Origin of the sequence: Aquamicrobium aerolatum DSM 21857 (assembly GCF_900113935.1) — a bacterium.
GTDB classification, from domain to species: Bacteria; Pseudomonadota; Alphaproteobacteria; order Rhizobiales; family Rhizobiaceae; genus Aerobium; species Aerobium aerolatum.
The window spans coordinates 1-20,803 of the sequence record NZ_FORF01000021.1 but is presented as its reverse complement, the minus strand read 5'-3'; the positions used below and the strand labels follow the sequence as shown (position 1 = coordinate 20,803).

Below are 20,803 nucleotides of genomic sequence, written 5' to 3'. Positions count from 1 at the left end.
CAAATCCGGCCCATGCGTCTCGTATCGAGCCATATGGGGTAGTTTGCGATCAGATGCAAACGATTATTTGTGCGGCGCAGCAAGACTATAAGCTGGCTCGTTCCGCCAGCTGCCGCAATTTCAGCACGGTATTCCAGTTGCGCGCCGTGTTCGGAACGCCCAAACCCTTATCGAATTTTTCCGCCAGCTTCGATCGCCCGAAACCGTTCGGCGTGTGCAGATAGGCCACCTGCCCCACGACAGCGATGCGCTCACCATCGACAGCGAAGGTGCGCAGCGCCTCCACTGCGCCTTCGTCGGGCTCTCGCTCCAGCACTGCCGCGTGCAGCAGGTTTCCGGGCTCAACGGCGTCAGCAAATGGATTCGCCGCGATCAGGGCATCCCATTCCGGAAGCGTCCGTGCGTAGATCGCCTTCTCGAACCCGAACTCGGTGCTGCAGATCGAAGCGACTTGCTCAAGCATCGTCGCACGCGCAAGAGCGGTGCTCAAAATCGCATTTCCGCTGTTGATATACGTCGCGACATTGGCAAAGCCAGCTTCACCCAACTTCTCGCGAAGAGGCCCTGTCGGCAATTGCGTCTTGCCGCCGACACCGCGAAAAAGGAGGATGTAAACCGTCTTGCTCAGATGATCAGCCCTGCGAGCACTTCATTGTCTGTAATATCCTGATAAGCCCAGCCGCCGTCCGCGAAGCGTTTACGAAGAACGTCGAAATTCTTGGCATTCCTTGTTTCGATCCCGATCAAGACGGAACCGAAATTTCGCGCCGATTTCTTCAGATATTCGAAGCGGGCGATGTCATCCTCCGGCCCGAGCAGTCCGAGAAAGTCGCGCAATGCCCCAGGGCGCTGGGGAAAGCGGAAAACAAAATACTTCTTCAATCCATCATAACGCAGCGCCCGCTCTTTGACATCGGGCAGACGCTCGAAGTCGAAGTTTCCGCCGGTGACAACCAGCACGATGGTCTTGCCCTTCAGATCCTTCCGGGCAAAATCCTTGAGCGTATCGATGGCCAGCGCACCGGCCGGCTCCAGCACGATACCTTCGACATTCAACAACTCGATCATCGTGGCGCAGAGGCGGTTTTCAGGGATCAACTTCACCTGATCTTCGCGGAAATGCTTGAGGAGACGGAAATTCTCCTTGCCGATTTCGCCCACTGCCGCGCCGTCAACGAAGTTGTCGACATTATCCAGCTTGATCCGCTTGCCCGCAGCAAGACTGCGACTGAAGCTGGCAGCTCCTGCCGGCTCGGCAAAAACGAACTGCGTCTCAGCCTTGGTCTCTGCAAAATAACGCGTGATTCCGGCTGCCAGCCCCCCTCCCCCGACCGGCAGGATCATCAGATCGGGCATCAGGCCGCGCGGCATCTGCGCGACGATCTCGGCAGCCACGGTCGCCTGCCCTTCGATGATATCCTTGTCATCAAAAGGTGGCACCATCAGCCCATTGCTTTCGAACGCGAAATTCTGCGCTGCGCGATAGCAGTCATCGAAAAAGTCTCCGACAAGGCGGATTTCCACCATGTCGCCGCCGAACATCCGCGTCTTGTCGATTTTCTGCTGCGGCGTCGTCACCGGCATGAAAACCACACCGCGCTTGCCCAGATGGCGGCACACCCAGGCAAAGCCCTGCGCGTGATTGCCAGCCGATGCGCAGACGAACAGGCTTGCACTATCGTCAGCGGCCAGTGTCTTGCGGAAGAAGTTAAATGCGCCACGTATCTTGTAGGATCGAACCGGAGAAAGATCCTCGCGCTTGAGGAATATCCTGGCACCGTATTTGCGCGACAGATAATCGTTCAATTGCAACGGCGTGGCAGGAAAAAGCGCGCGGAGGGCTTCCTGAGCCCGTGAGACATCCGCGGGAAAGCCGGTCATAAGTGAGTCTCCTTGTTGACGTCGCTATCGCACAATCTCGGCTATAAAACCACACGCCGTAGACAAGTGACCCGCATTCAACCTATCGTGGCGCTCAACTTCGCCTTCCGCCGGAGACGTCCTCTTTGCTGCTATCTGTTCCTCGTATTGCAGCGCTGCTTCTACCGCTCGCCCTGATCGCGGGTTGCGCCGGTGGAGAGAGCCACAAGATGCTCGGCATCGCCCAAGCCCAACCCCAGGAAATAGCGGCAACTCATTCCATACTCGTTGTGACGACTCGTGAAGCCGCCACAGATCGCAGCGAAGTTTTCAGCGGTGCGCGGGGTGACGGCCTCAGCTTCGCGCGGGTCGACGTCACGGTTCCCGCCGTGCACGAAAAGGGCCGGCTGGAAAAGCCGCGTAGCGGACAGAAGCGGGATGCAGCTCAGCATTTTGCGGCTTCTGAGATCGCTTTGTTTCCGCGCCAGCAAGGTTTCGCCACGACACTGCGCGAACGCATTGCGCGTACCGGCGGGCGGGCGCTTGTCTTCGTCCACGGCTACCGCACGCCTTTCGACGGATCCGTCTACCGAACCGCTCAGATCGTGCATGATTCTGGCTATACTGGCACGCCAGTGCTGTTTTCCTGGGCTTCGACCGGGCGCACAGTCGACTATATCTACGACAACAACTCTGCCACGGTCGCACGCGACGGGCTGGAGAAAACGCTGCGCATGCTGCGTGAAAACGGCGCCACCCGCATCGATATCATCGCCCATTCGATGGGCAACTGGCTAACGATGGAAGCACTGCGCCAGACCGCCATCGGTGACGGGCGTGAGGTGATGTCGAAACTGGGTGACGTCATCCTGGCTTCGCCCGATGTCGACATCGACGTGTTCAAGAGCCAAATTCAGCGGATTGGAAAGCAAAACAATCAGTTCGTCGTGCTGGTGTCGCGCGACGATCGTGCTCTCCAGGTTTCATCAATCATCGCAGGCAACCGGCCACGGGTCGGAGACTATGACAAGGACGGCGACCTGGCGGCACTGGGAGTGACGGTGGTCGATATTTCTGGTCTTTCCAGCGGTGACCGTCTCAACCACGCTCGCTTTGCAGATAATCCGGTTTTCATCCAGCTTCTTGGACAAAGGCTGAATGACGGCAATGATTTTGGCGACGAGAACATAATTTCGCAACGAATTGGCGGCCTGACGCGTGGAATTGGCCAAACCATCGGCAGCGCCGCGGAGATCATCATCACCACGCCATTCGAGGTGATGAGCGTAGTGGTACGCCAATAATCTGTTGGCGTCGCAATTCTGCCGCACCCGAACGCATTAACTCTGCATTACCTGATCATTGTGGGCATAGAGCATAACGATGCAGACACAACGATCTAGCTTCATACGCGCAAGTGCCGCTCTGATGGTCATAGGCTTGATCGCGCTTACGGGCATCGTTGGCACAACCGTCATGCTGGTCGATCGAGCTCAGCGTGACTTCAACGTGATTATCGCGGAGCGAGATCTTCGGATAGCAACGACGGGTCTGCGCATACTCCTGCACGAATTGGAGTCGAGTCAGCGCGGCTTTCTTCTTACCGAGGACGAGGCATATCTGCTGCCTTACAATGAGGCCTACGGTCGCGTTGTCCCGGCCATCTCGCAAATTCTCGAATCCATCAGCATTCACCCCGAATACCGGTCGCGAATGGAGGAACTGTCTGCTGACCTGACCAGAAAGATCGAAGAGATGCAACGAACCATCGATCTGGTCCGTGACGGACGTCGGGACGAGGCGATCCAGATCGTTTCCACGGATCACGGCAAGGAGATCATGGACCAGGCGCGCACATTGCTGCGCGAAATCGTGCGATCTTCCGATGAGGGTCTCACAGAGGGCGTTGAGGAACAACGCCGAAGCGCCGGCATGCTGCATCTTATTGCGATAGTCGGTGGCGTCATCATTATCGCCGTCGTCGGCGGCTCGGTGTGGATGGCACTAAGATATACAAGAGACCTGCTGACGGCGCGCTCGGAGGTCGAAGCGCTGAATGAAGGGCTAGAGCAGCGGGTGGCGAAACGGACGCATGACCTGATCCGCGCGAATGAGGAAGTCCAGCGCTTTGCCTATATCGTGACGCACGACTTGCGCGCGCCACTTGTCAACATCATGGGCTTCACCAGTGAGCTCAACGAAACGATGAAGTCGATACAGGCCTATGTCCTGGCGGATGGCGATCAGCTCACCGAGCATCAGATTACAGAAGCACGAACCGCCGCGTCCGAAGACCTGCCGGAGGCAATCGGCTTCATTCGCAAATCAACCCGCAAGATGGACAGCCTCATCAATGCGATCCTGAAGATTTCACGAGAGGGCAAGCGCCCGCTCAAGCCGGAAACCATCGATCTGGAAGCGCTGCTTGAAGCGAACCTGGCAACGATCCAGCACCAGGTCATCGAGAACCATGGGACGACGACGTTGAATGTCCACGCGCCAGACATCATTTCAGATCGGATGTCGCTGGATCAGTTCTTCGGCAATCTTCTCGACAATGCGATCAAATACAGGTCGCCAAGCCGTCCTATCGCGATCAAGATTACAGCGGATCGCGCGCCGGGACGGCAGATACGCATCGCGGTATCCGACAACGGGCGCGGCATCCCGGAAGCCGACCATCAACGCGTTTTCGATCTTTTCCGGCGCTCGGGTCAGCAAGACCAGCAGGGCGAAGGAATCGGTCTGGCGCATGTACGGACACTGACCCGAAGCCTGGGTGGCGACATCACCCTTTCGTCAGCGGAAGGCGAAGGAACGACTTTTACAATAACTTTGCCTATTGATGTGCGAACAGTCGTGAGGACCATGGATAATGAACAAGTCTAAACCGGTTACGATCGTGATGATCGAGGACGACGAGGGCCACGCGCGGCTGATCGAAAAGAATATTCGCCGCGCCGGCGTGAACAATGAGATTGCCGCATTCACGAACGGTACGGATGCACTCAAGTTCTTGCTGGGTGCGAATGGATCGGGCGAAGACAGCGCGGGGCGCCAGCTTTTGGTGCTTCTCGATTTGAACCTGCCCGACATGACAGGCGCGTCGATCCTGGAAAAAGTGAAGAACAATCCGCACACGCGGCTTTCGCCGGTCGTTGTGCTGACGACGACCGACGATGAGCGGGAGATCCAGCGCTGCTACGACCTCGGCGCCAACGTCTACATCACCAAGCCTGTAGACTATGACAGCTTTGCCAATGCCATTCGTCAGCTTGGCCTTTTCTTTTCGGTCATGCAGGTTCCGGAGATAGAATAACGTGCCTAGCCGGGTCATCCGTGTTCTTCAGATTGACGACGATGTCGCTTTGGCCCGCCTTGTCGAAAAAACTCTCACCCGTCGTGGGTATGCCTACGCGCATGCTACCGATGGGCCTTCCGGTTTGGAGCGCATTGCAGAAGGCGATATCAGCGTAGTCGTGCTGGATCACTTCCTCGACAATGGCACCGGCCTGTGCGTTCTGGCACAACTCAAACAAGGATCAGAAGCCCCACCCGTCGTCTATGTGACGGGCTCGCAGGAGCCTACCGTTGCCGTCGAGGCGCTGAAGGCAGGCGCCGCTGACTATGTCCTGAAGACGGTTGGCGAAGAGTTTCTGCTTCTGCTTGTCAGTGCGATTGAACAGGCCATAAAGAAGGCGCAACTCGAACGCGAAAAGGAACAAGCTGAACGCGAAGTTCGCGCCGCACGAGACCGCGCCGAAATCCTTCTTACCGAAGTCAACCATCGTGTCGCCAACAGTCTTGCGCTCGTCGCCGCGCTGGTGCGCATGCAGTCATCGGCGATCAGCGACCCCATCGCCAAGAACGCGCTGAACGAGACCCAGGCCCGCATCACGGCTATCTCCGGATTGCACCGTCGCCTCTACACATCGGACGACGTTCGGTCAGTTTCCCTCGACTCCTATCTCTCGATGCTGGTTCAGGAACTCGACACCGCCATGCGTGCCGCAGGACATCCATCGCGGATAAAGCTCGATCTCGCTCCGGTGACACTGCCGACAGACAAAGCGGTGTCAGTTGGTATGATCGTCACCGAATTGCTGACGAATGCCTATAAATACGCTTATCCTGACGGTGTTGACGGCGAAGTGCGCGTGATGATCCGCAAAGCGGAACTCGGACGCGCAACGCTTATCGTTGAGGATGATGGCATCGGCTGGGACGGCACCGGCACCCCGCAGGGCACCGGGCTTGGAACACGTATCGTTTCAGCCATGGCAATTCAGCTCGGCACCGAAATCGCCTATGGCGATGGCCGGGGCGGAACCCGCACCATGTTTGATCTGCAAATTTATGAAGATGCGTGAGCTTCCTCGCCCTCTTCGGCGACAAACAGGTCGACTTTCTCGAACTTTGTCACGTCGATCAGGCCGACATCGGAAATGCGCAGTTCAGGGATGACCACAAGCGCCAGCAGTGAGTGCTGCATGTAGGCGTTGTTGAGGGTGCAGCCCATATCCTGCATTGCGCCCACGAGCTTTGCCGCCTTAGCTGCCACCACCTCGGCGCGCTCGTCTGACATCAGGCCCGCGACGGGAAGCTCAACCAGAGCCAGTTCCTTGCCTTCGGAAAATAGCACAACGCCACCTCCGATCTCGCCGAGCCGGTTGGCTGCGAGCGCCATGTCGCGCTTGTTGGTTCCAACGACAATCATGTGATGAGCATCATGCGCAACAGTCGAGGCCAGCGCACAGTCCTTCATGTAGCCGAAGCCTGACACAAAGCAGTTTGTCACGCCACCGGTCCCGCAATGGCGCTCCACCACCGCGATCTGGCAGACATCATTTTCGCGATCCATGGCGACGAGGCCATCTTCGACGCCGAGATCCGCCTCAAGCGCACGCGTCGGAGCCTGATTCTCGATCACCCCGATGACACGCACCCGTACCTCGTTGGCACCTTCCGGCGCGGGAATGTCAAAATCCTCCGCTCCGAGTTTTTTGCCAAGCTTGACTGTCTTCTTGACTGCGGCAGGGTAATCATATGGCGGAACGTCGACTTCCAGCTTGCCTGCCTTGGCCAGCCGTACCCCGCGACCATAGACTTCGTCCACAGTCAGCTGCGCCAAATCCGAAACGATCAGGAAATCCGCCAGTCGACCTGGAGCAATCGAACCAAGTTCGCGCTCCATCTTGAAATGCTGCGCCGTGTTGATCGTCGCCATCTGGATGGCCGTCACAGGCTTCAAGCCCTGGGCAATGGCGTGCCGCACCACGCGATCCATATGCCCGTCTTCCACAAGCGTGCCAGAGTGGCTGTCATCCGTGCACAGGATGAAATTGCGCGGATCCAATCCCTGCTCGGTCACTGCCTTGATCTGACTTGCAACATCATACCAGGCCGACCCGAGGCGCAGCATCGCCTTCATGCCCTGACGCACGCGAGCAATCGCATCTTCCATCGCCGTGCCTTCATGGTCGTCCTCCGGTCCGGCTGCGACATAACCATGAAAAGGCAGACCAAGATTCCGCGAGGCGTAGTGACCCCCGACCGTTTTTCCGGCCTTCATCGTCGCGGCGATTTCGGCAACCATCAGCTGATCGTTGGCCACGACGCCAGGGAAGTTCATCACCTCGCCGAGCCCGACGATGTTTTCCCATGTCATCGCCTCCCTGACGTCTTCCGCCGTCAACACAGCGCCTCCATTCTCCAGCCCCGGAGCGGAAGGCACGCAAGATGGCATCTGGACATGGACGTTGACGGGCATCGCCAATGCCTCGTCATGCATCAGCCGCACCCCTTCAAGGCCAAGCACGTTGGCAATCTCATGCGGGTCGATGAACATGGTGGTCGTACCATGCGGTACGACTGCACGCACAAACTCCGTCACCGTGACCATGCCGCTTTCGACATGCATATGGGCGTCGCACAATCCCGGCACGAGGTAACGGCCGCCTGCGTCCACCACCTTCGTCCCCTGCCCGATTGCATGCGATGCGTTCGGGCCGCAATAGGCAAACCGTCCCTTGCTGATCGCAATATCAGTTCCTGGAATGATCTCGCCGGAATGCACATTGACCCAGCGCCCGTTTCGCACAACGAGATCTGCTGGCGCGCGCCCCATCGCGACATCAACCAGTTGCGGCGCAACCTCATCCCACGGAGCTGGACGCTTGAAGGTCGGCTTTACCTTGACGGACATCGGTGGAATCTCCTTTTCGCCAACAGTGCCACCGGACATCGTGCCTACGCAATGGCAAAGCCTGTCGACAATTTCTCGAAAGGCACGGAAACTAGTTTAGGACAAGCCAAGCTTGGTGCCGGTGGCAGGACTCGAACCCGTATGACCTTGGTCCAGGGATCTTAAGTCCTTTGCTCGATCTGGGCACAGTTTTGGTCACAAAGTAGCGAAACCGTGCCCAAACTCGCCCAAATTTCTTGCATTGAATGAGCAAGTTGGGGATGATGACGGGGTAGTTTTATAAACAATATCAACAACTTAATTACCATGGTGCGGGCGGCGGGACTCGAACCCGCATGACCTTGGTCGAGGGATTTTAAGTCCCTTGTGTCTACCATTCCACCACGCCCGCACGGCACTGCTTTTCGATGCTTTACCTAGCTTCGTCAACTGGCGTTGTTGCGAACCAGTGTGAATGCACGCTCTGTGATACGTCGCACAAAGGCAACGACCCGATCCGTCTCCGCATATTGCGGCATGTGGCCGACGCCATCCACGAGTTCCAGCTCCACACCGGAGATGCGCTCCGCGGTCGAAATCCCGTTTTTCTCGTAATCAAGGATGCGGTCCCTGGTGCCGAACAAGATGCCAACCGGAATATCGAGTTCCTCGTAGCGTGCTTCGTATCTTTCGAGATCACGACGACTGCCCACAAGATCCAGAGACGTTGCGTAAAAGTGCTCTGGGCGAAGGCCTATCATGGCTCCGCCTGCCACAGCGTAGTCGGAGGGCGGCTGCTGGGGTCCGAACACGGCATCAAGGACAATCGGGGCGTTCTTGACCGACATCGGCACCGCAATAGTGTTGGCGATCAAACGACGCTTCACGGGCGAATTGATCGCCAGAGCCTTGAACTGCGGCGGCAGATTCGGATCGAATCGTGTCAGTGGCGACAGAAGCGCCAGACCCGAAACTTTCTCAGGGTAGTCAAGCGCGGTGGCAAGAGCGATGGCACCCCCCAGAGAATGCCCGACCAGCAATGGCTTTTCGAGTTTGAGGACATCGATAAAGGCTGCAAGCTCTGACGCCTGCTCCTTAAGCGTGCCCGTGCTGTCCTTCGTTCTGGTTGAGTATCCAGAACCCGCACGGTCGAGCGCGATCAGGCGATAGCCGTCCCCAAAGTCGTCCATCAGCGGGCGCCGCAAATGGTGCAGCGTGCCACCCAGGCCATGCACCATCAGAATTGGCGGCCCCTCGCCACGATCTATATAGTGGATCTGGTTGCCGTTGACGGTGATGAAGCTGCCGATCGGCGGCACGGCGCGCTGCGCCTTGCGAGCCAGGGCACGCGTCTTCCAGGCAAGATAGGCCGCAACCATGCCCCCCGCCACCACCAGGGCGACCACAAATCCGACGATGACATTGAGCATGATCTGAACTTCCGGCTGGCAGAGTGAGCTGGCAATTTAGACCATGCCCTGACGATGACAACCTTGCTCGCCGGATCAGGCGGCGTTATGCCGAAGAAACACAGCTGCAGGAGCACTTAATTGGCTGACATCGTCACCGCTGCCATGATCGTCATTGGCGACGAAATTCTATCCGGCAGAACCAAGGACCAGAATATCGGCCACCTCGCGGACGTGATGACCGCGATCGGCGTCGATCTGAAGGAAGTACGTGTCGTCAGCGATGAGGAAGATGCTATCGTCGACGCCGTGAACGCCCTGCGCGCACGCCATACCTACGTCTTCACAACCGGCGGAATTGGGCCAACCCACGACGACATTACGGCTGAGTCGATATCGAAGGCTTTTGGCGTACCGTGCGAATATGACGAACGCGCATATGGCATGCTGGAGGCACACTACGCGGCGCGCGGCCTTGAGTTCACCGAAGCTCGAAAGCGCATGGCTCGCCTGCCACGGGGCGCAGACCACATCGACAACCCCGTCTCAGTCGCGCCCGGATTTCGTATCGGCAACGTTCACGTCATGGCGGGTGTGCCATCCATTTTTCAGGCCATGCTCGACAATGTCGTACCGAGCCTGAAAGTCGGCCAGAAGCTGCTGTCGGCTACGGTTCACTGCCCCTTTGGCGAGGGCGTCATTGGCGGCCCGCTCGCCGAGATTCAGAAGTCCTATCCAGACACGATCATCGGGTCTTATCCAAAATATCTCGACGGCTCGTTCTGGACGGAGCTGGTGGTTCGCGCTCGCTCACAAGAGACGCTGGAGCAGGCCACTGCAAGTGTCCAGGCAATGGTCGACGGGCTCGCAACAAGACAGCTCTGATCGCGTCCCACGCCGCGTTCGGAAGCGCGGCGTCAAGCGGGGTTTATCTCGCCATTGCTGTTTCGCATTGTCGTAGACACGCTCTTTCTCCAGCGTCGTGCTGCGCGTATGATCGACCCTGGTGTACGGCCCGAGCATCCAACCGCGCCGAACTCCACGGCACCGGGTTGATATTCATCAACGCGGAACCTGCATCTTTACCGCAAGTTGTTGATGGGGCGCTGACGCCCGCAAACGCGAAGTTGGAGATCGTCATGAGTTACAAGACCATTCTCGCCGTCCTCCAGAGCAAGACCGACGCGGAACGCGTGCTCGATTGCGCGCTTCATCTTGCAACGCAATTTTCCGCGCACATCATCGGCGTCCATTCCGAAGCCATCCCGATGCCGTATGTTTCACCAATGGGCTTTCCCGATACGGATTTTATCGCGACCAGTTCGCAGATCAATGAGCAGCGCACTGCGGAGATCAAGAATATCTTCGAAAGCCGAGCCCAGCGCGAAGGCATTTCATTTGAGTGGCAAGCGATGCAGAGCGTTTCCGGCGATTCCGCCATTGGCGCTGTCTCGGTCGCCCGCACTTGCGATCTCGTCATGGTTCAGCAATCGGACCCTCAGGGCGACCCGGCCTCGATGACCAATGTCGAGACATTGCTTTTTGAAAGCGGCAGGCCGGTTCTTTTTGTGCCCTACGCCATTCCGCAGCCCTCGGGGTTCAACAAGGTTCTGATTGCCTGGAACGGCACGCAGCAGGCGGCTCGGGCTGTTTTCGACGCCTTGCCTTTTATCCTGAAAGCCGAAGAGACGATCATTCTCAGCCTCGACGCGCCGGATGACGATCGCGAAAGCGCCGCCGTGGCAGGCGTTGACCTTGCTGCTACCTTGACCCGCCATGGCGCAAAGGTGGTTGTGGTCAGCCAGACCTCGGGCGGCATCGGCGCTGGTGAAGCCATCGAAAATCACATTGCCGAAACTGGCGCCAACCTGCTTGTCATGGGTGCCTACAGCCAGTCCTGGCTGAAGCAGTTCTTCTTCGGAGGGGCAACGCGTACGGTACTTAAATCGATGTCCGTTACGACCCTGATGTCGCGCTAAAAGACATCCGTTGCGACCACCGCAGGACCGGCAAGGCTCGAAACGCTGAAAACATTCACGCCACGGCGTGATCGGCCTTGCCACGACGCCACTTTAGAGGCTAATTCCGACTGCATTCCATCATTGCCAGCCGGAGTGCGTGCATGTCCCTTCCCGAAAAGGCGTTTCCCGTTTCCTGGGATCAGTTCCACCGAGACGCCCGTGCGCTCGCCTGGCGTCTGGCCGGCGTCAATGGCGACTGGAAAGCCATTGTCTGCATCACCCGCGGCGGCCTGGTTCCGGCAGCCGTAATCTCACGCGAACTGGGCATTCGCATGATTGAAACGGTGTGCGTTGCCTCCTATCACGACTATCTGGAGCAGGGTGAGCTGAAGGTCTTGAAGGACATCACCCCCGCTCTGCTGGAAGATGGCGGCGCAGGGGTTCTGATCGTCGATGACCTGACCGACACCGGTCGCACCGCAGCGATCGTCCGCGCCATGATGCCAAAAGCACATTTTGCGGCGGTCTATGCCAAGCCCAAGGGCCGTCCAATGGTCGACACCTACATCACGGAAGTCTCACAGGACACCTGGATCTATTTTCCGTGGGACATGGGCTTTACCTATCAGAAGCCGATTTCCGAAGCTGACCGGGGCTGACACACTTCCGCGCCGCTTGCGAAAGCTGCGCGAACCATGTGCGAAACTTGCAAAGGCGGCGCTTCGGGGCCGCCTTTTTGCTTCAAAAGCCCGTTTCCTTCACATTTTCTCCTTTATTTCATGGCTATAAGGTCCAATATTGATAAGGCGGCAAAATATTAGAGGGTGATTTTCGGTTCATGTTTCCTTCCTATCGTAAACGCAAGCAGTGGATGGAGCGTGTCAGGCGCCTGTTCGGTGGCATGCCCTGTCGTGTACAGGTCGCCGCCCTGCCCTGGCGTGTACGCGAGGACGGCAGCTACGAAATCATGCTTGTGACCAGCCGGGGCACCGGACGCTGGGTCGTACCGAAGGGATGGCCTGAAAAGCGCGAGCAGCCTTATGAAGCAGCGGCGCGCGAGGCAGCTGAAGAGGCCGGCATATCTGGACCAATCTCGCAGCGCGATCTGGGGCGGTTCTACTACAACAAGATTTTTCGTTCCGGCATGGAGTGGCGCTGCGAGGTGCATGTCTTCCCCATGCAGGTCGAGAACGTTGCCGATAAGTGGCCCGAACGCAAGAAGCGCACACGCCAGTGGTTCAGCCCGCAGGAGGCGTCTGCACTCGTGCGCGAGAAGGATCTGGCCGAACTCATCGCTGGCTTCGTGGGCAATCCACGACAATTTGCCTTGTAATCATCCTTCGAGCTTGTGATCGCCTAGCGCATTCCCTAAGCGATGCCCGGATTGGGCACACGCCCGCAGCAGGGACTGCTCATGACCGACACCGCTAAACAGTTCAAGGAAACGCTCGACAAGGATCTCGGCAAATTTGTCGTGGTCGGCGAAGCGACAAGCTCCATTGCCCGCGTTCTGGTAGCGCCGGGTCTGGGCCTGTTGTTTCTGGCGCTGTCCGCCATCATCGCTTCGTTCTTTGTCATGGGCGAACCCGGCTCCGTCGTCATCATCGCGGCGGCCGCCATCGGCGGCTACATGGCTCTCAACATCGGCGCCAATGACGTTGCCAACAATGTCGGGCCAGCGGTTGGTGCGAAGGCTCTGACCATGGGCGGCGCATTGGCGATCGCCGCTGTCTTCGAAAGCTCCGGTGCGCTGATTGCTGGCGCCGAAGTGATGGAGACCGTCGCCAGCGGCATCGTGGACCCGGCGGCTGTCCACACCAGTTGGGCATTCATCTCTTTGATGCTGGCGGCGCTCATCTCCTCTGCGCTTTGGGTGAATCTTGCCACATGGATCGGCGCGCCGGTTTCTACCACTCATGCCGTTGTCGGTGGTGTTGTCGGCTCCGGGGCGGCTGCGGCGGGTGTGGCTGCCGTGCAGTGGAGCATGCTTGGGAACATCGCGGCAAGCTGGGTGATCTCGCCGGTTCTGGGCGGCCTGGTCGCGGCTCTCTTTCTATGGTTCATCAAATCCGCAATCATCTATCAGGATGACAAGATCGCCGCCGCCCGACGTTGGGTGCCCTTCCTGGTCGCCGTTATGGCAGGTGCCTTCACCGCCTATCTGGCGACAAAAGGCCTGTCGCGCGTCATCGACCTCAGTGGACTTCAGATTGGCATATGCGGCATCACGGTTTTTGTCGTTGTCTGGCTATGGTCCAGAGCGAGCGTCAAACGCCAGTCAATCGGGATTGAGAACCGTAACCAGTCCCTGCGCAAACTCTTTCGCCTGCCCCTCATCTGTTCAGCCGCGCTCCTCTCCTTTGCGCATGGCGCAAACGATGTTGCCAATGCGATTGGGCCCCTGGCCGCGATCGTCAATGCAGCGGGCGGCGGCAGCGCCGATGGTAGCTTCGGCATCCCGCTATGGGTCATGGTGATTGGAGCGGCAGGCATATCTGTCGGCCTTGTTCTGTTTGGCCCCAAACTGATCCGGATGGTTGGCGAGCAGATCACCAAACTCAACCCGATGCGCGCATTTTGCGTGGCGCTCTCAGCGGCTATTACCGTCATTGTAGCCTCATGGTTTGGTCTGCCGGTTTCATCCACTCACATCGCCGTCGGCGCAGTCTTCGGCGTTGGCTTCTTTCGCGAATGGTACACGGCAAATTCGTCGCGCCGCCGCAGCTATCTGGAGCGCAAGATCGAACGGACCCGTGCTGAACGTGTCAATGCGCCCGAGCAGGACGAAATAGTCGCCGAGGATGATGGCGAGGAAAAGCTGCCGCCGATTTCGCGCGAAGAAATCGCGCGTCGCAAACTGGTGCGGCGCGCGCACGTAACGACCATCGGAACTGCGTGGGTCATCACGGTTCCCGCATCAGCTGGCCTTGCCGCGCTGGTTTTCTATCTCCTCGACGCGCTGGCCTGAAATCTGCCGGCCTGTCGCTGGCAGGCCGGCCTACACTGAAAAATTTCTTCTCCCCGATATCCACAGTGCTGCACACAACATATTGGGGTCCCGCAGCTTCGCCAAACGAGGTCTTGACGCAACCTGTCGAGTCGTTTTTTATGAGCCATGCGCTCGGCCTTCGAGCGTGTCAGGCGGGTGTTTGACCTGACCGATTTTCCAGTTGTTTGTGTTTTGAGGGTCGTACCGACTGCTGCGGCAGCGGTGACTGATTGCGTCTGGCCTTGAAACCATTGCAGGCAAGAGCCCGGAGAAAAATCAGGGTAAATCGCACGTTAACACAACATTTAGTGTTTGCGACGAAGATGGGCCCCATATAGAGTATGATTATTCGCAACATGGTTTGCCGGTAAAGAGTCACGATCAAGGCGTATCCGTTCGCTTTTTTCGTCCCGTCGCAGCTCGAGAGGGCTTTGCGGGGGAAAAATCACACCGGCCCGGAAACGTCGTGTCACGAGGGAAGCGACGGTTTGAGGGCCATTTGTCAGGAGGCTTTGTGAAACGCCGCGCGTTTCCTGCCAATCGGCACTATATTTAGGGACTATAGGGACAAAAAAGATGCGCATCTCACGTCGTTTCACCAAGCAGGGGCAATCCGCCTACGCAGAGATTCCGTTCCGCAAGGCAACGAGCGAGATCAAGAATCCGGACGGCTCTATCGTGTTCCGTCTGGCCGACATCGACGTCCCGGCACAGTTCTCCCAGGTCGCGGCTGACATTCTGGCGCAGAAATATTTCCGCAAGGCCGGCGTCCCTGCCCGTCTGAAGAAAGTCGAGGAAAACGATGTCCCTTCGTTCCTCTGGCGTTCGGTTGCCGACGAGGCAGCGCTTTCAGAATTGTCCGAAGACGAGCGTTATGGTTCGGAGACTGATGCGCGTCAGGTCTTCGATCGCCTCGCTGGCACCTGGACCTATTGGGGCTGGAAGGGCGGTTATTTTGGTTCCGAGGAAGACGCCCTCACCTTCCGCGACGAACTCGCCTACATGCTCGCGACCCAGCGCGTCGCACCAAATTCGCCGCAGTGGTTCAACACCGGCCTGCACTGGGCCTATGGCATCGATGGTCCCGGCCAGGGCCATTATTACGTTGACCCGTTCACCGGCAAGCTGACCAAGTCCACGTCGGCCTACGAACATCCGCAGCCGCACGCCTGTTTCATCCAGTCGGTTGCCGACGACCTCGTCAACGAGGGCGGCATCATGGATTTGTGGGTGCGTGAAGCGCGCCTGTTCAAATATGGCTCGGGCACCGGCTCCAACTTCTCGCATTTGCGCGGCGAAGGCGAAAAGCTTTCGGGCGGCGGCAAGTCGTCGGGCCTGATGAGCTTCCTCAAGATCGGCGACCGTGCAGCGGGCGCGATCAAGTCCGGCGGCACCACGCGCCGCGCCGCCAAGATGGTCGTGGTCGACGCCGACCATCCGGACATCGAGGCCTATATCGACTGGAAGGTGAACGAGGAGCAGAAGGTCGCCGCTCTCGTGACCGGCTCCAAGATCGTCAAGCAGCACCTCAGCGCCATCATGAAGGCCTGCATCAACTGCGAAGCCGACAATGACGACTGCTTCGACCCTGCCAAGAACCCGGCGCTGAAGCGCGAGATCCGCGCTGCCAAGAAGAACCAGGTTCCGGAGAACTACGTCAAGCGCGTCATCCAGTTCGCCAAGCAGGGCTACACCAGCCTTGAGTTCAACACCTACGACACCGACTGGGATTCAGAAGCCTACCTCACCGTTTCGGGCCAGAACTCCAACAACTCCGTCTCGTTGCAGGACAACTTCCTGCGCGCCGTGGAAGAGGATGGCGACTGGCACCTGACAGCGCGCAAGGACGGCTCCGTCCTCAAGACGCTCAAGGCACGCGATCTGTGGGAGAAGATCGGCTACGCTGCATGGGCGTCCGCAGATCCGGGCCTGCATTTCAACACTACGATGAACGACTGGCACACCTGCGTGTCCGCTGGCGCTATCCGCGCGTCGAACCCGTGCTCGGAATACATGTTCCTTGACGACACGGCCTGCAACCTCGCGTCGATCAACCTGTTGACCTACCGCAACGCCGACGGCACCATCGACATCGAAGCCTATGAGCACACTGTCCGCCTCTGGACCATCGTGCTCGAGATTTCCGTGATGATGGCGCAGTTCCCGTCGTGGAAGATCGCCAAGCTGTCCTACGAGTACCGCACCCTCGGCCTCGGCTTCGCCAATATTGGCGGCCTGCTGATGACCTCCGGCATTCCCTACGACTCCGACGAAGGCCGCGGCATCTGTGCGGCTCTCACCGCAATCATGACCGGCGTTGCCTATTCGACTTCGGCAGAGATGGCATCCGAACTTGGCGCGTTCCCGGAGTACCCGGCAAACGCACTGCATATGCTGCGCGTCATGCGCAATCATCGTCGTGCGGCCTATGGCGAGACTGACGGCTACGAAAAGCTGTCCGTCGCCCCGGTCCCGCTCAACGAGGAGCACGTCGCCCAGAAGGAACTGGTCGAGCATGCTCGCGCAGCTTGGGACAAGGCGCTCGATCTCGGCGCCGAATATGGCTACCGCAATGCGCAGGCCACCGTTATCGCGCCGACCGGCACCATCGGCCTCGTCATGGATTGCGACACCACCGGCATCGAGCCAGACTTCGCGCTGGTGAAGTTCAAGAAGCTTGCCGGCGGCGGCTACTTCAAGATCATCAACCGCGCCGTTCCCGAAGCGCTGCGCACGCTCGGCTATTCGGAAAGCCAGATTGCCGAGATCGAGGCCTACGCTGTTGGCCACGGCAATCTCAACCAGGCCCCAGGCGTCAACCCTGGTTCGCTCAAGGCCAAGGGCTTCACCGACGAGAAGATCGAAGCACTCAACGCTGCGATGGGCTCGGCCTTCGACATCAAGTTCGTGTTCAACCAGTGGACGCTTGGCGCCGACTGGCTGAAGGAAAACTTCGGCTTTACCGACGAGCAGCTCAACGACTTCTCGTTCGAGATCCTACCCGCCCTCGGCTTCTCGAAGAAGGACATCGAGGCCGCGAACATCCACGTCTGCGGCGCGATGACGCTCGAAGGCACACCATTCCTCAAGGACGAGCATCTGCCCGTCTTCGATTGCGCCAATCCGTGCGGCAAGATCGGCAAGCGCTACCTCTCCGTCGAAAGCCACATCCGCATGATGGCTGCGGCCCAGCCGTTCATCTCGGGCGCGATCTCCAAGACGATCAACATGCCCAACGATGCGACCGTGGAGGACTGCAAGGACGCCTACATGCTGTCGTGGAAGCTGGCGCTGAAAGCCAACGCGCTTTATCGCGACGGCTCCAAGCTCAGCCAGCCGCTCAACGCCTCGCTGATTTCCGATGACGAAGACGAGGTGGACGACGTTCTCGAGGAACTCGCCGCGGCGCCTGCAGCGGTCAAAGCCCTCAGCGTCAGCGAAAAGATCGTGGAGCGCATCGTCGAGAAGGTTGTGCGGGACCGCGAGCGTCTGCCGAACCGCCGCAAGGGGTACACCCAGAAGGCCGTCATCGGTGGTCACAAGGTTTATCTGCGCACCGGTGAGTTCGACGATGGCCGCCTCGGCGAAATCTTCATCGACATGCACAAGGAAGGCGCTGCCTTCCGCGCAATGATGAACAACTTCGCCATCGCGATCTCGCTTGGCCTACAATATGGCGTGCCGCTGGAAGAGTTTGTGGAGGCCTTCACCTTCACCAAGTTCGAGCCTGCCGGCATGGTCATCGGCAATGACGCGATCAAGAACGCCACGTCGATCCTCGACTACGTGTTCCGTGAACTGGCGGTGTCCTATGTCGGCCGCACCGATCTGGCGCATGTCGATACGTCGGACTTCTCGAACACCGCACTCGGCAAGGGCATCCACGAAGGCAAGGCGATCCCCTTCTCCAAGGGCCTGACGCGTGGAGCATCCCCGCTCAAGGTGGTGGATTCGGCCAGCAACGAGCCGAAGGGCTTTGCCGGCAACACCCCGGCGGCAACCCGCACCGCGCCGACCGCAGCGTCGACGTCTAACGTTCGTTCTATCTCGACGGGAGCAACGGTCACCGCGCTGAAGCCGCTGTCGTCAGAGCTCCAGGAACCCGCCACCGCCTTCAAGCGCGACTATGAGGAGCGTGCGAAGGAGTTCCTGAAGGACATCGCCGAGGAAGATGAGCAGCCCGCCAATGCGCTCTTTACCGAAGCTGCAGCAAAAGAGGCCGCTGACGCCAAGGCGCTCGCAGCCGAGCGTCGCCAGCAGTCACTGATGCAGGGCTACACCGGCAACTCGTGCTCGGAATGCCAGAACTTCACGATGGTCCGCAACGGCACCTGCGAGAAGTGCGACACCTGCGGCTCGACAAGCGGCTGCAGCTGATCGACGCAACGTTGTTGACCTGACGCGTCACTGAATCTCGCTCAACGTCAAGGTTGATTGCTCATTCGACACACGAAGTCTGCTCACCCGGCCTGAAAGGGTCCGATGAGCCTCCACAACAAAGTCCCGGGCGCTCCCAAGCGCCCGGGAAATCGATCCAGGAACAAAACGGGACCGCCGGGTTGTTGGCGGTGGGCAAGGGAGCCTGACATGAACTTGGCAATTCCAGTCATCACCCATGAAGCTGAGCGCTACCTCCAGGCCCTCGCAGAAGAGCTCGAAATCCCGCCAAGCAGATACGAGCAAGCGGACAGGAGCTATCTGTCATTCGGCGAGTGGCTCCATCGGGAAAAGTCGACCGTCCTCCGGTACGATCCGCAAGTGTATGTCCAAGGCTCTTTCCGCCTCGGCACAGCCATCAAACCTCTGAATGACGCCGAGGAATACGATGTCGATTCCGTGTGCGAGTTCCGTCTCCTCCAGAAAGCATCGCTCAGCCAGTTCGACCTGAAGCAGCGCCTCGGAATCGAGGTGAAGGCCTACGCACGAGAACACGGGATGACGAAGCCCGTGGAGGAAGGTCGACGGTGCTGGATTCTCGAATATGCTGATGGCGCGCAGTTCCACATGGACATCGTCCCGGCGATCCCCAATGGGGCGGAACAGAGAATGCTGCTCAGCCGGCACGGGCTCGACACCACCTGGGCATCAACCGCCATTGCTATAACCGACAAGGATCATACGGCCTACGAAGTCATCAGTGACGAGTGGCCCCGCTCAAATCCCAAAGGCTACTCGGAGTGGTTCCGGTCCAAGGTCGTGGATGTCGAGAAGCGGAGGGTTGTCGACGGTGTGCGGGCCCAAGTGGAGAGCATGCCCACCTACCGCATCCGAACCCCCCTCCAGTCAGCGATCATGATCCTGAAGCGGCACCGTGACCACATGTTCGAACACCGCCGCGAGGAACGCCCGATCTCGGTGATACTGACCACCTTGGCCGCTCACGCCTACCAAGGCGACCTGACGATCGGAAGGGCGCTCCTGTCCATCCTGACCGGGATGGACCGTTTCATCGAGAGGGTCAACGGCCAGGACTTCATCCGCAACCCAACCGATCCTCTGGAGAACTTCGCCGACAAGTGGCCCAAGCACCCAGAGCGTCGAGCGGCCTTCTACGAATGGCTCGGACAGGCTCGTGCCGACTTCTTGCAGGCGGCTCGTCTTGCGGAGAGGCAGCAGATTTCCGACGCAGTCGCACGCGGCGTGGGTCGCTCGCTCGCGGACAAGGCAAAGGTCCGCAGCCTAGGGTTGGCTGCCCCGGCGGTTCTTACCGCAGGCCTCGTAAGAAGCGAGGCATCCGCTCGGAGTTCGGCTGTGAGGCTTGAAGGTGGCGGACGAAACGCCTGAGGCTATCATGGTTCTCGCAGAGCAGCACTCCGCCGCTGTCCGCGAAGTTGACGACTGGCTTCGCGCCAGTTCGTCCGCGGTTGAATCGCTCACCAAAGCTGACCTGATGGGGGTCCGCTATCGCCCTGTGGCCGGCTGGCGCGTTCCGTTGGAGTTCTCCGACTGCGTCAGACGCGTGGACGTAATGGTATCGGCAGCCTTCCCGTTTCAACCTCCGCATGTGCGTTTGGTTGACCGACCACCCTACCTGACATGGCCGCATGTAGAGGCTGATGTCAATGACCGTGGAAACGGGACCCCGCCTTTTCGTGTAAAAGGGACCCCGGTTAGAGCTTGTGAAGGGCACGCCGGTTAGCGCCCGATCAGGCGAAGCTGGTCGGGGTTGCACAGCCTGATCGGGCGCGGCTGATTGGCTTTTCGGCTTTAGCTTTGAGAGCGGCTTTTGAAGCGCCAGGATTCGTTTCCGGTCTCGACGATTTCGCAGTGGTGCGTGAGCCTGTCCAGCAGTGCGGTCGTCATCTTGGCGTCGCCGAAGACGCTCGGCCATTCTGCGAAAGCGAGATTGGTGGTGATGATGACGCTGGTGCGCTCGTAAAGCTTCGAGACGAGGTGGAAG

Annotated in this window: 16 protein-coding genes and 1 tRNA gene; 11 read left to right on the top strand and 6 right to left on the bottom strand. The window is 58.9% G+C overall.

What is annotated here, in order from left to right; all coding sequences use genetic code 11:
• Nucleotides 1-85: 85 nt before the first annotated feature.
• Both BMZ42_RS15175 and ilvA read right to left on the bottom strand, forming a co-directional pair.
• Entirely contained in the window at nt 86-610 is a 525-nt protein-coding gene (locus BMZ42_RS15175) for a DUF1697 domain-containing protein (RefSeq protein WP_280139876.1), read from the bottom strand.
• Between the two features lie 14 nt (nt 611-624).
• Nucleotides 625-1,881: a threonine ammonia-lyase IlvA gene (gene ilvA, locus BMZ42_RS15170; protein WP_091524118.1), complete on the bottom strand. Its 1,257-nt coding sequence runs from the start codon at nt 1,879-1,881 to the stop codon at nt 625-627.
• A gap of 125 nt (nt 1,882-2,006) precedes the next feature.
• On the opposite strand from ilvA, the gene BMZ42_RS15165 reads away from it, so the two are divergent.
• The 4 genes from BMZ42_RS15165 (at nt 2,007) to BMZ42_RS15150 (ending at nt 6,230) form a co-directional block, all read left to right on the top strand.
• Entirely contained in the window at nt 2,007-3,164 is a 1,158-nt protein-coding gene (locus tag BMZ42_RS15165) for an alpha/beta hydrolase (protein WP_244523285.1), read from the top strand.
• A 136-nt stretch (nt 3,165-3,300) separates the two neighbouring features.
• The gene (locus BMZ42_RS15160; protein ID WP_244523284.1) at nt 3,301-4,749 is read left to right on the top strand and encodes a sensor histidine kinase; all 1,449 of its coding nucleotides are present in this window, start codon (nt 3,301-3,303) and stop codon (nt 4,747-4,749) included.
• Nucleotides 4,736-5,179 carry a response regulator gene (locus BMZ42_RS15155; protein WP_175556745.1) on the top strand — a complete coding sequence of 148 codons (444 nt, stop codon included), beginning with the start codon at nt 4,736-4,738 and terminating at the stop codon, nt 5,177-5,179. The genes BMZ42_RS15160 and BMZ42_RS15155 overlap by 14 nt, the downstream gene beginning before the upstream one ends.
• A gap of 1 nt (nt 5,180) precedes the next feature.
• On the top strand, nt 5,181-6,230 hold the full coding sequence (locus tag BMZ42_RS15150) for a histidine kinase dimerization/phosphoacceptor domain -containing protein (RefSeq protein ID WP_091524108.1): 1,050 nt from the start codon (nt 5,181-5,183) through the stop codon (nt 6,228-6,230).
• Here BMZ42_RS15150 and ade read toward each other — a convergent pair.
• From ade to BMZ42_RS15135, 3 genes are all read right to left on the bottom strand, one after another.
• Nucleotides 6,215-8,065, bottom strand: a complete 1,851-nt coding sequence (ade, locus tag BMZ42_RS15145; RefSeq protein WP_091524161.1) for an adenine deaminase — start codon at nt 8,063-8,065, stop codon at nt 6,215-6,217. The genes BMZ42_RS15150 and ade overlap by 16 nt on opposite strands.
• A 307-nt stretch (nt 8,066-8,372) precedes the next feature.
• Nucleotides 8,373-8,456 (bottom strand) — tRNA-Leu (locus BMZ42_RS15140).
• A 34-nt stretch (nt 8,457-8,490) separates the two neighbouring features.
• Nucleotides 8,491-9,474 carry an alpha/beta fold hydrolase gene (locus tag BMZ42_RS15135; RefSeq protein WP_091524105.1) on the bottom strand — a complete coding sequence of 328 codons (984 nt, stop codon included), beginning with the start codon at nt 9,472-9,474 and terminating at the stop codon, nt 8,491-8,493.
• A 120-nt stretch (nt 9,475-9,594) separates the two neighbouring features.
• Here BMZ42_RS15135 and BMZ42_RS15130 point away from each other — a divergent pair, with 120 nt between their 5' ends.
• The 7 genes from BMZ42_RS15130 (at nt 9,595) to BMZ42_RS15100 (ending at nt 20,187) form a co-directional block, all read left to right on the top strand.
• Nucleotides 9,595-10,338: a competence/damage-inducible protein A gene (locus tag BMZ42_RS15130; RefSeq protein WP_091524103.1), complete on the top strand. Its 744-nt coding sequence runs from the start codon at nt 9,595-9,597 to the stop codon at nt 10,336-10,338.
• A 254-nt stretch (nt 10,339-10,592) separates the two neighbouring features.
• Nucleotides 10,593-11,432, top strand: a complete 840-nt coding sequence (locus BMZ42_RS15125; RefSeq protein WP_091524101.1) for a universal stress protein — start codon at nt 10,593-10,595, stop codon at nt 11,430-11,432.
• 143 nt (nt 11,433-11,575) lie between these two features.
• Nucleotides 11,576-12,073, top strand: coding sequence for a xanthine phosphoribosyltransferase (gpt, locus tag BMZ42_RS15120; protein ID WP_091524098.1), 498 nt, complete (start codon nt 11,576-11,578; stop codon nt 12,071-12,073).
• A 179-nt stretch (nt 12,074-12,252) separates the two neighbouring features.
• Nucleotides 12,253-12,747: an NUDIX hydrolase gene (locus BMZ42_RS15115; RefSeq protein ID WP_244523283.1), complete on the top strand. Its 495-nt coding sequence runs from the start codon at nt 12,253-12,255 to the stop codon at nt 12,745-12,747.
• Between the two features lie 81 nt (nt 12,748-12,828).
• A complete protein-coding gene (locus BMZ42_RS15110; RefSeq protein WP_091524097.1) occupies nt 12,829-14,382 on the top strand; it encodes an inorganic phosphate transporter in 1,554 nt (517 codons plus the stop codon).
• A gap of 597 nt (nt 14,383-14,979) precedes the next feature.
• Nucleotides 14,980-18,780 (top strand): vitamin B12-dependent ribonucleotide reductase, encoded by a 3,801-nt coding sequence (locus BMZ42_RS15105; protein WP_091524094.1) that lies wholly within the window; start codon nt 14,980-14,982, stop codon nt 18,778-18,780.
• Between the two features lie 210 nt (nt 18,781-18,990).
• The gene (locus BMZ42_RS15100; RefSeq protein ID WP_091524092.1) at nt 18,991-20,187 is read left to right on the top strand and encodes a nucleotidyltransferase domain-containing protein; all 1,197 of its coding nucleotides are present in this window, start codon (nt 18,991-18,993) and stop codon (nt 20,185-20,187) included.
• A gap of 423 nt (nt 20,188-20,610) precedes the next feature.
• On the opposite strand, the gene BMZ42_RS15095 is transcribed toward BMZ42_RS15100, so the two are convergent.
• Nucleotides 20,611-20,803 (bottom strand): ATP-binding protein (locus BMZ42_RS15095; protein WP_175556744.1); only part of this gene is annotated, 193 nt, incomplete at its 5' end.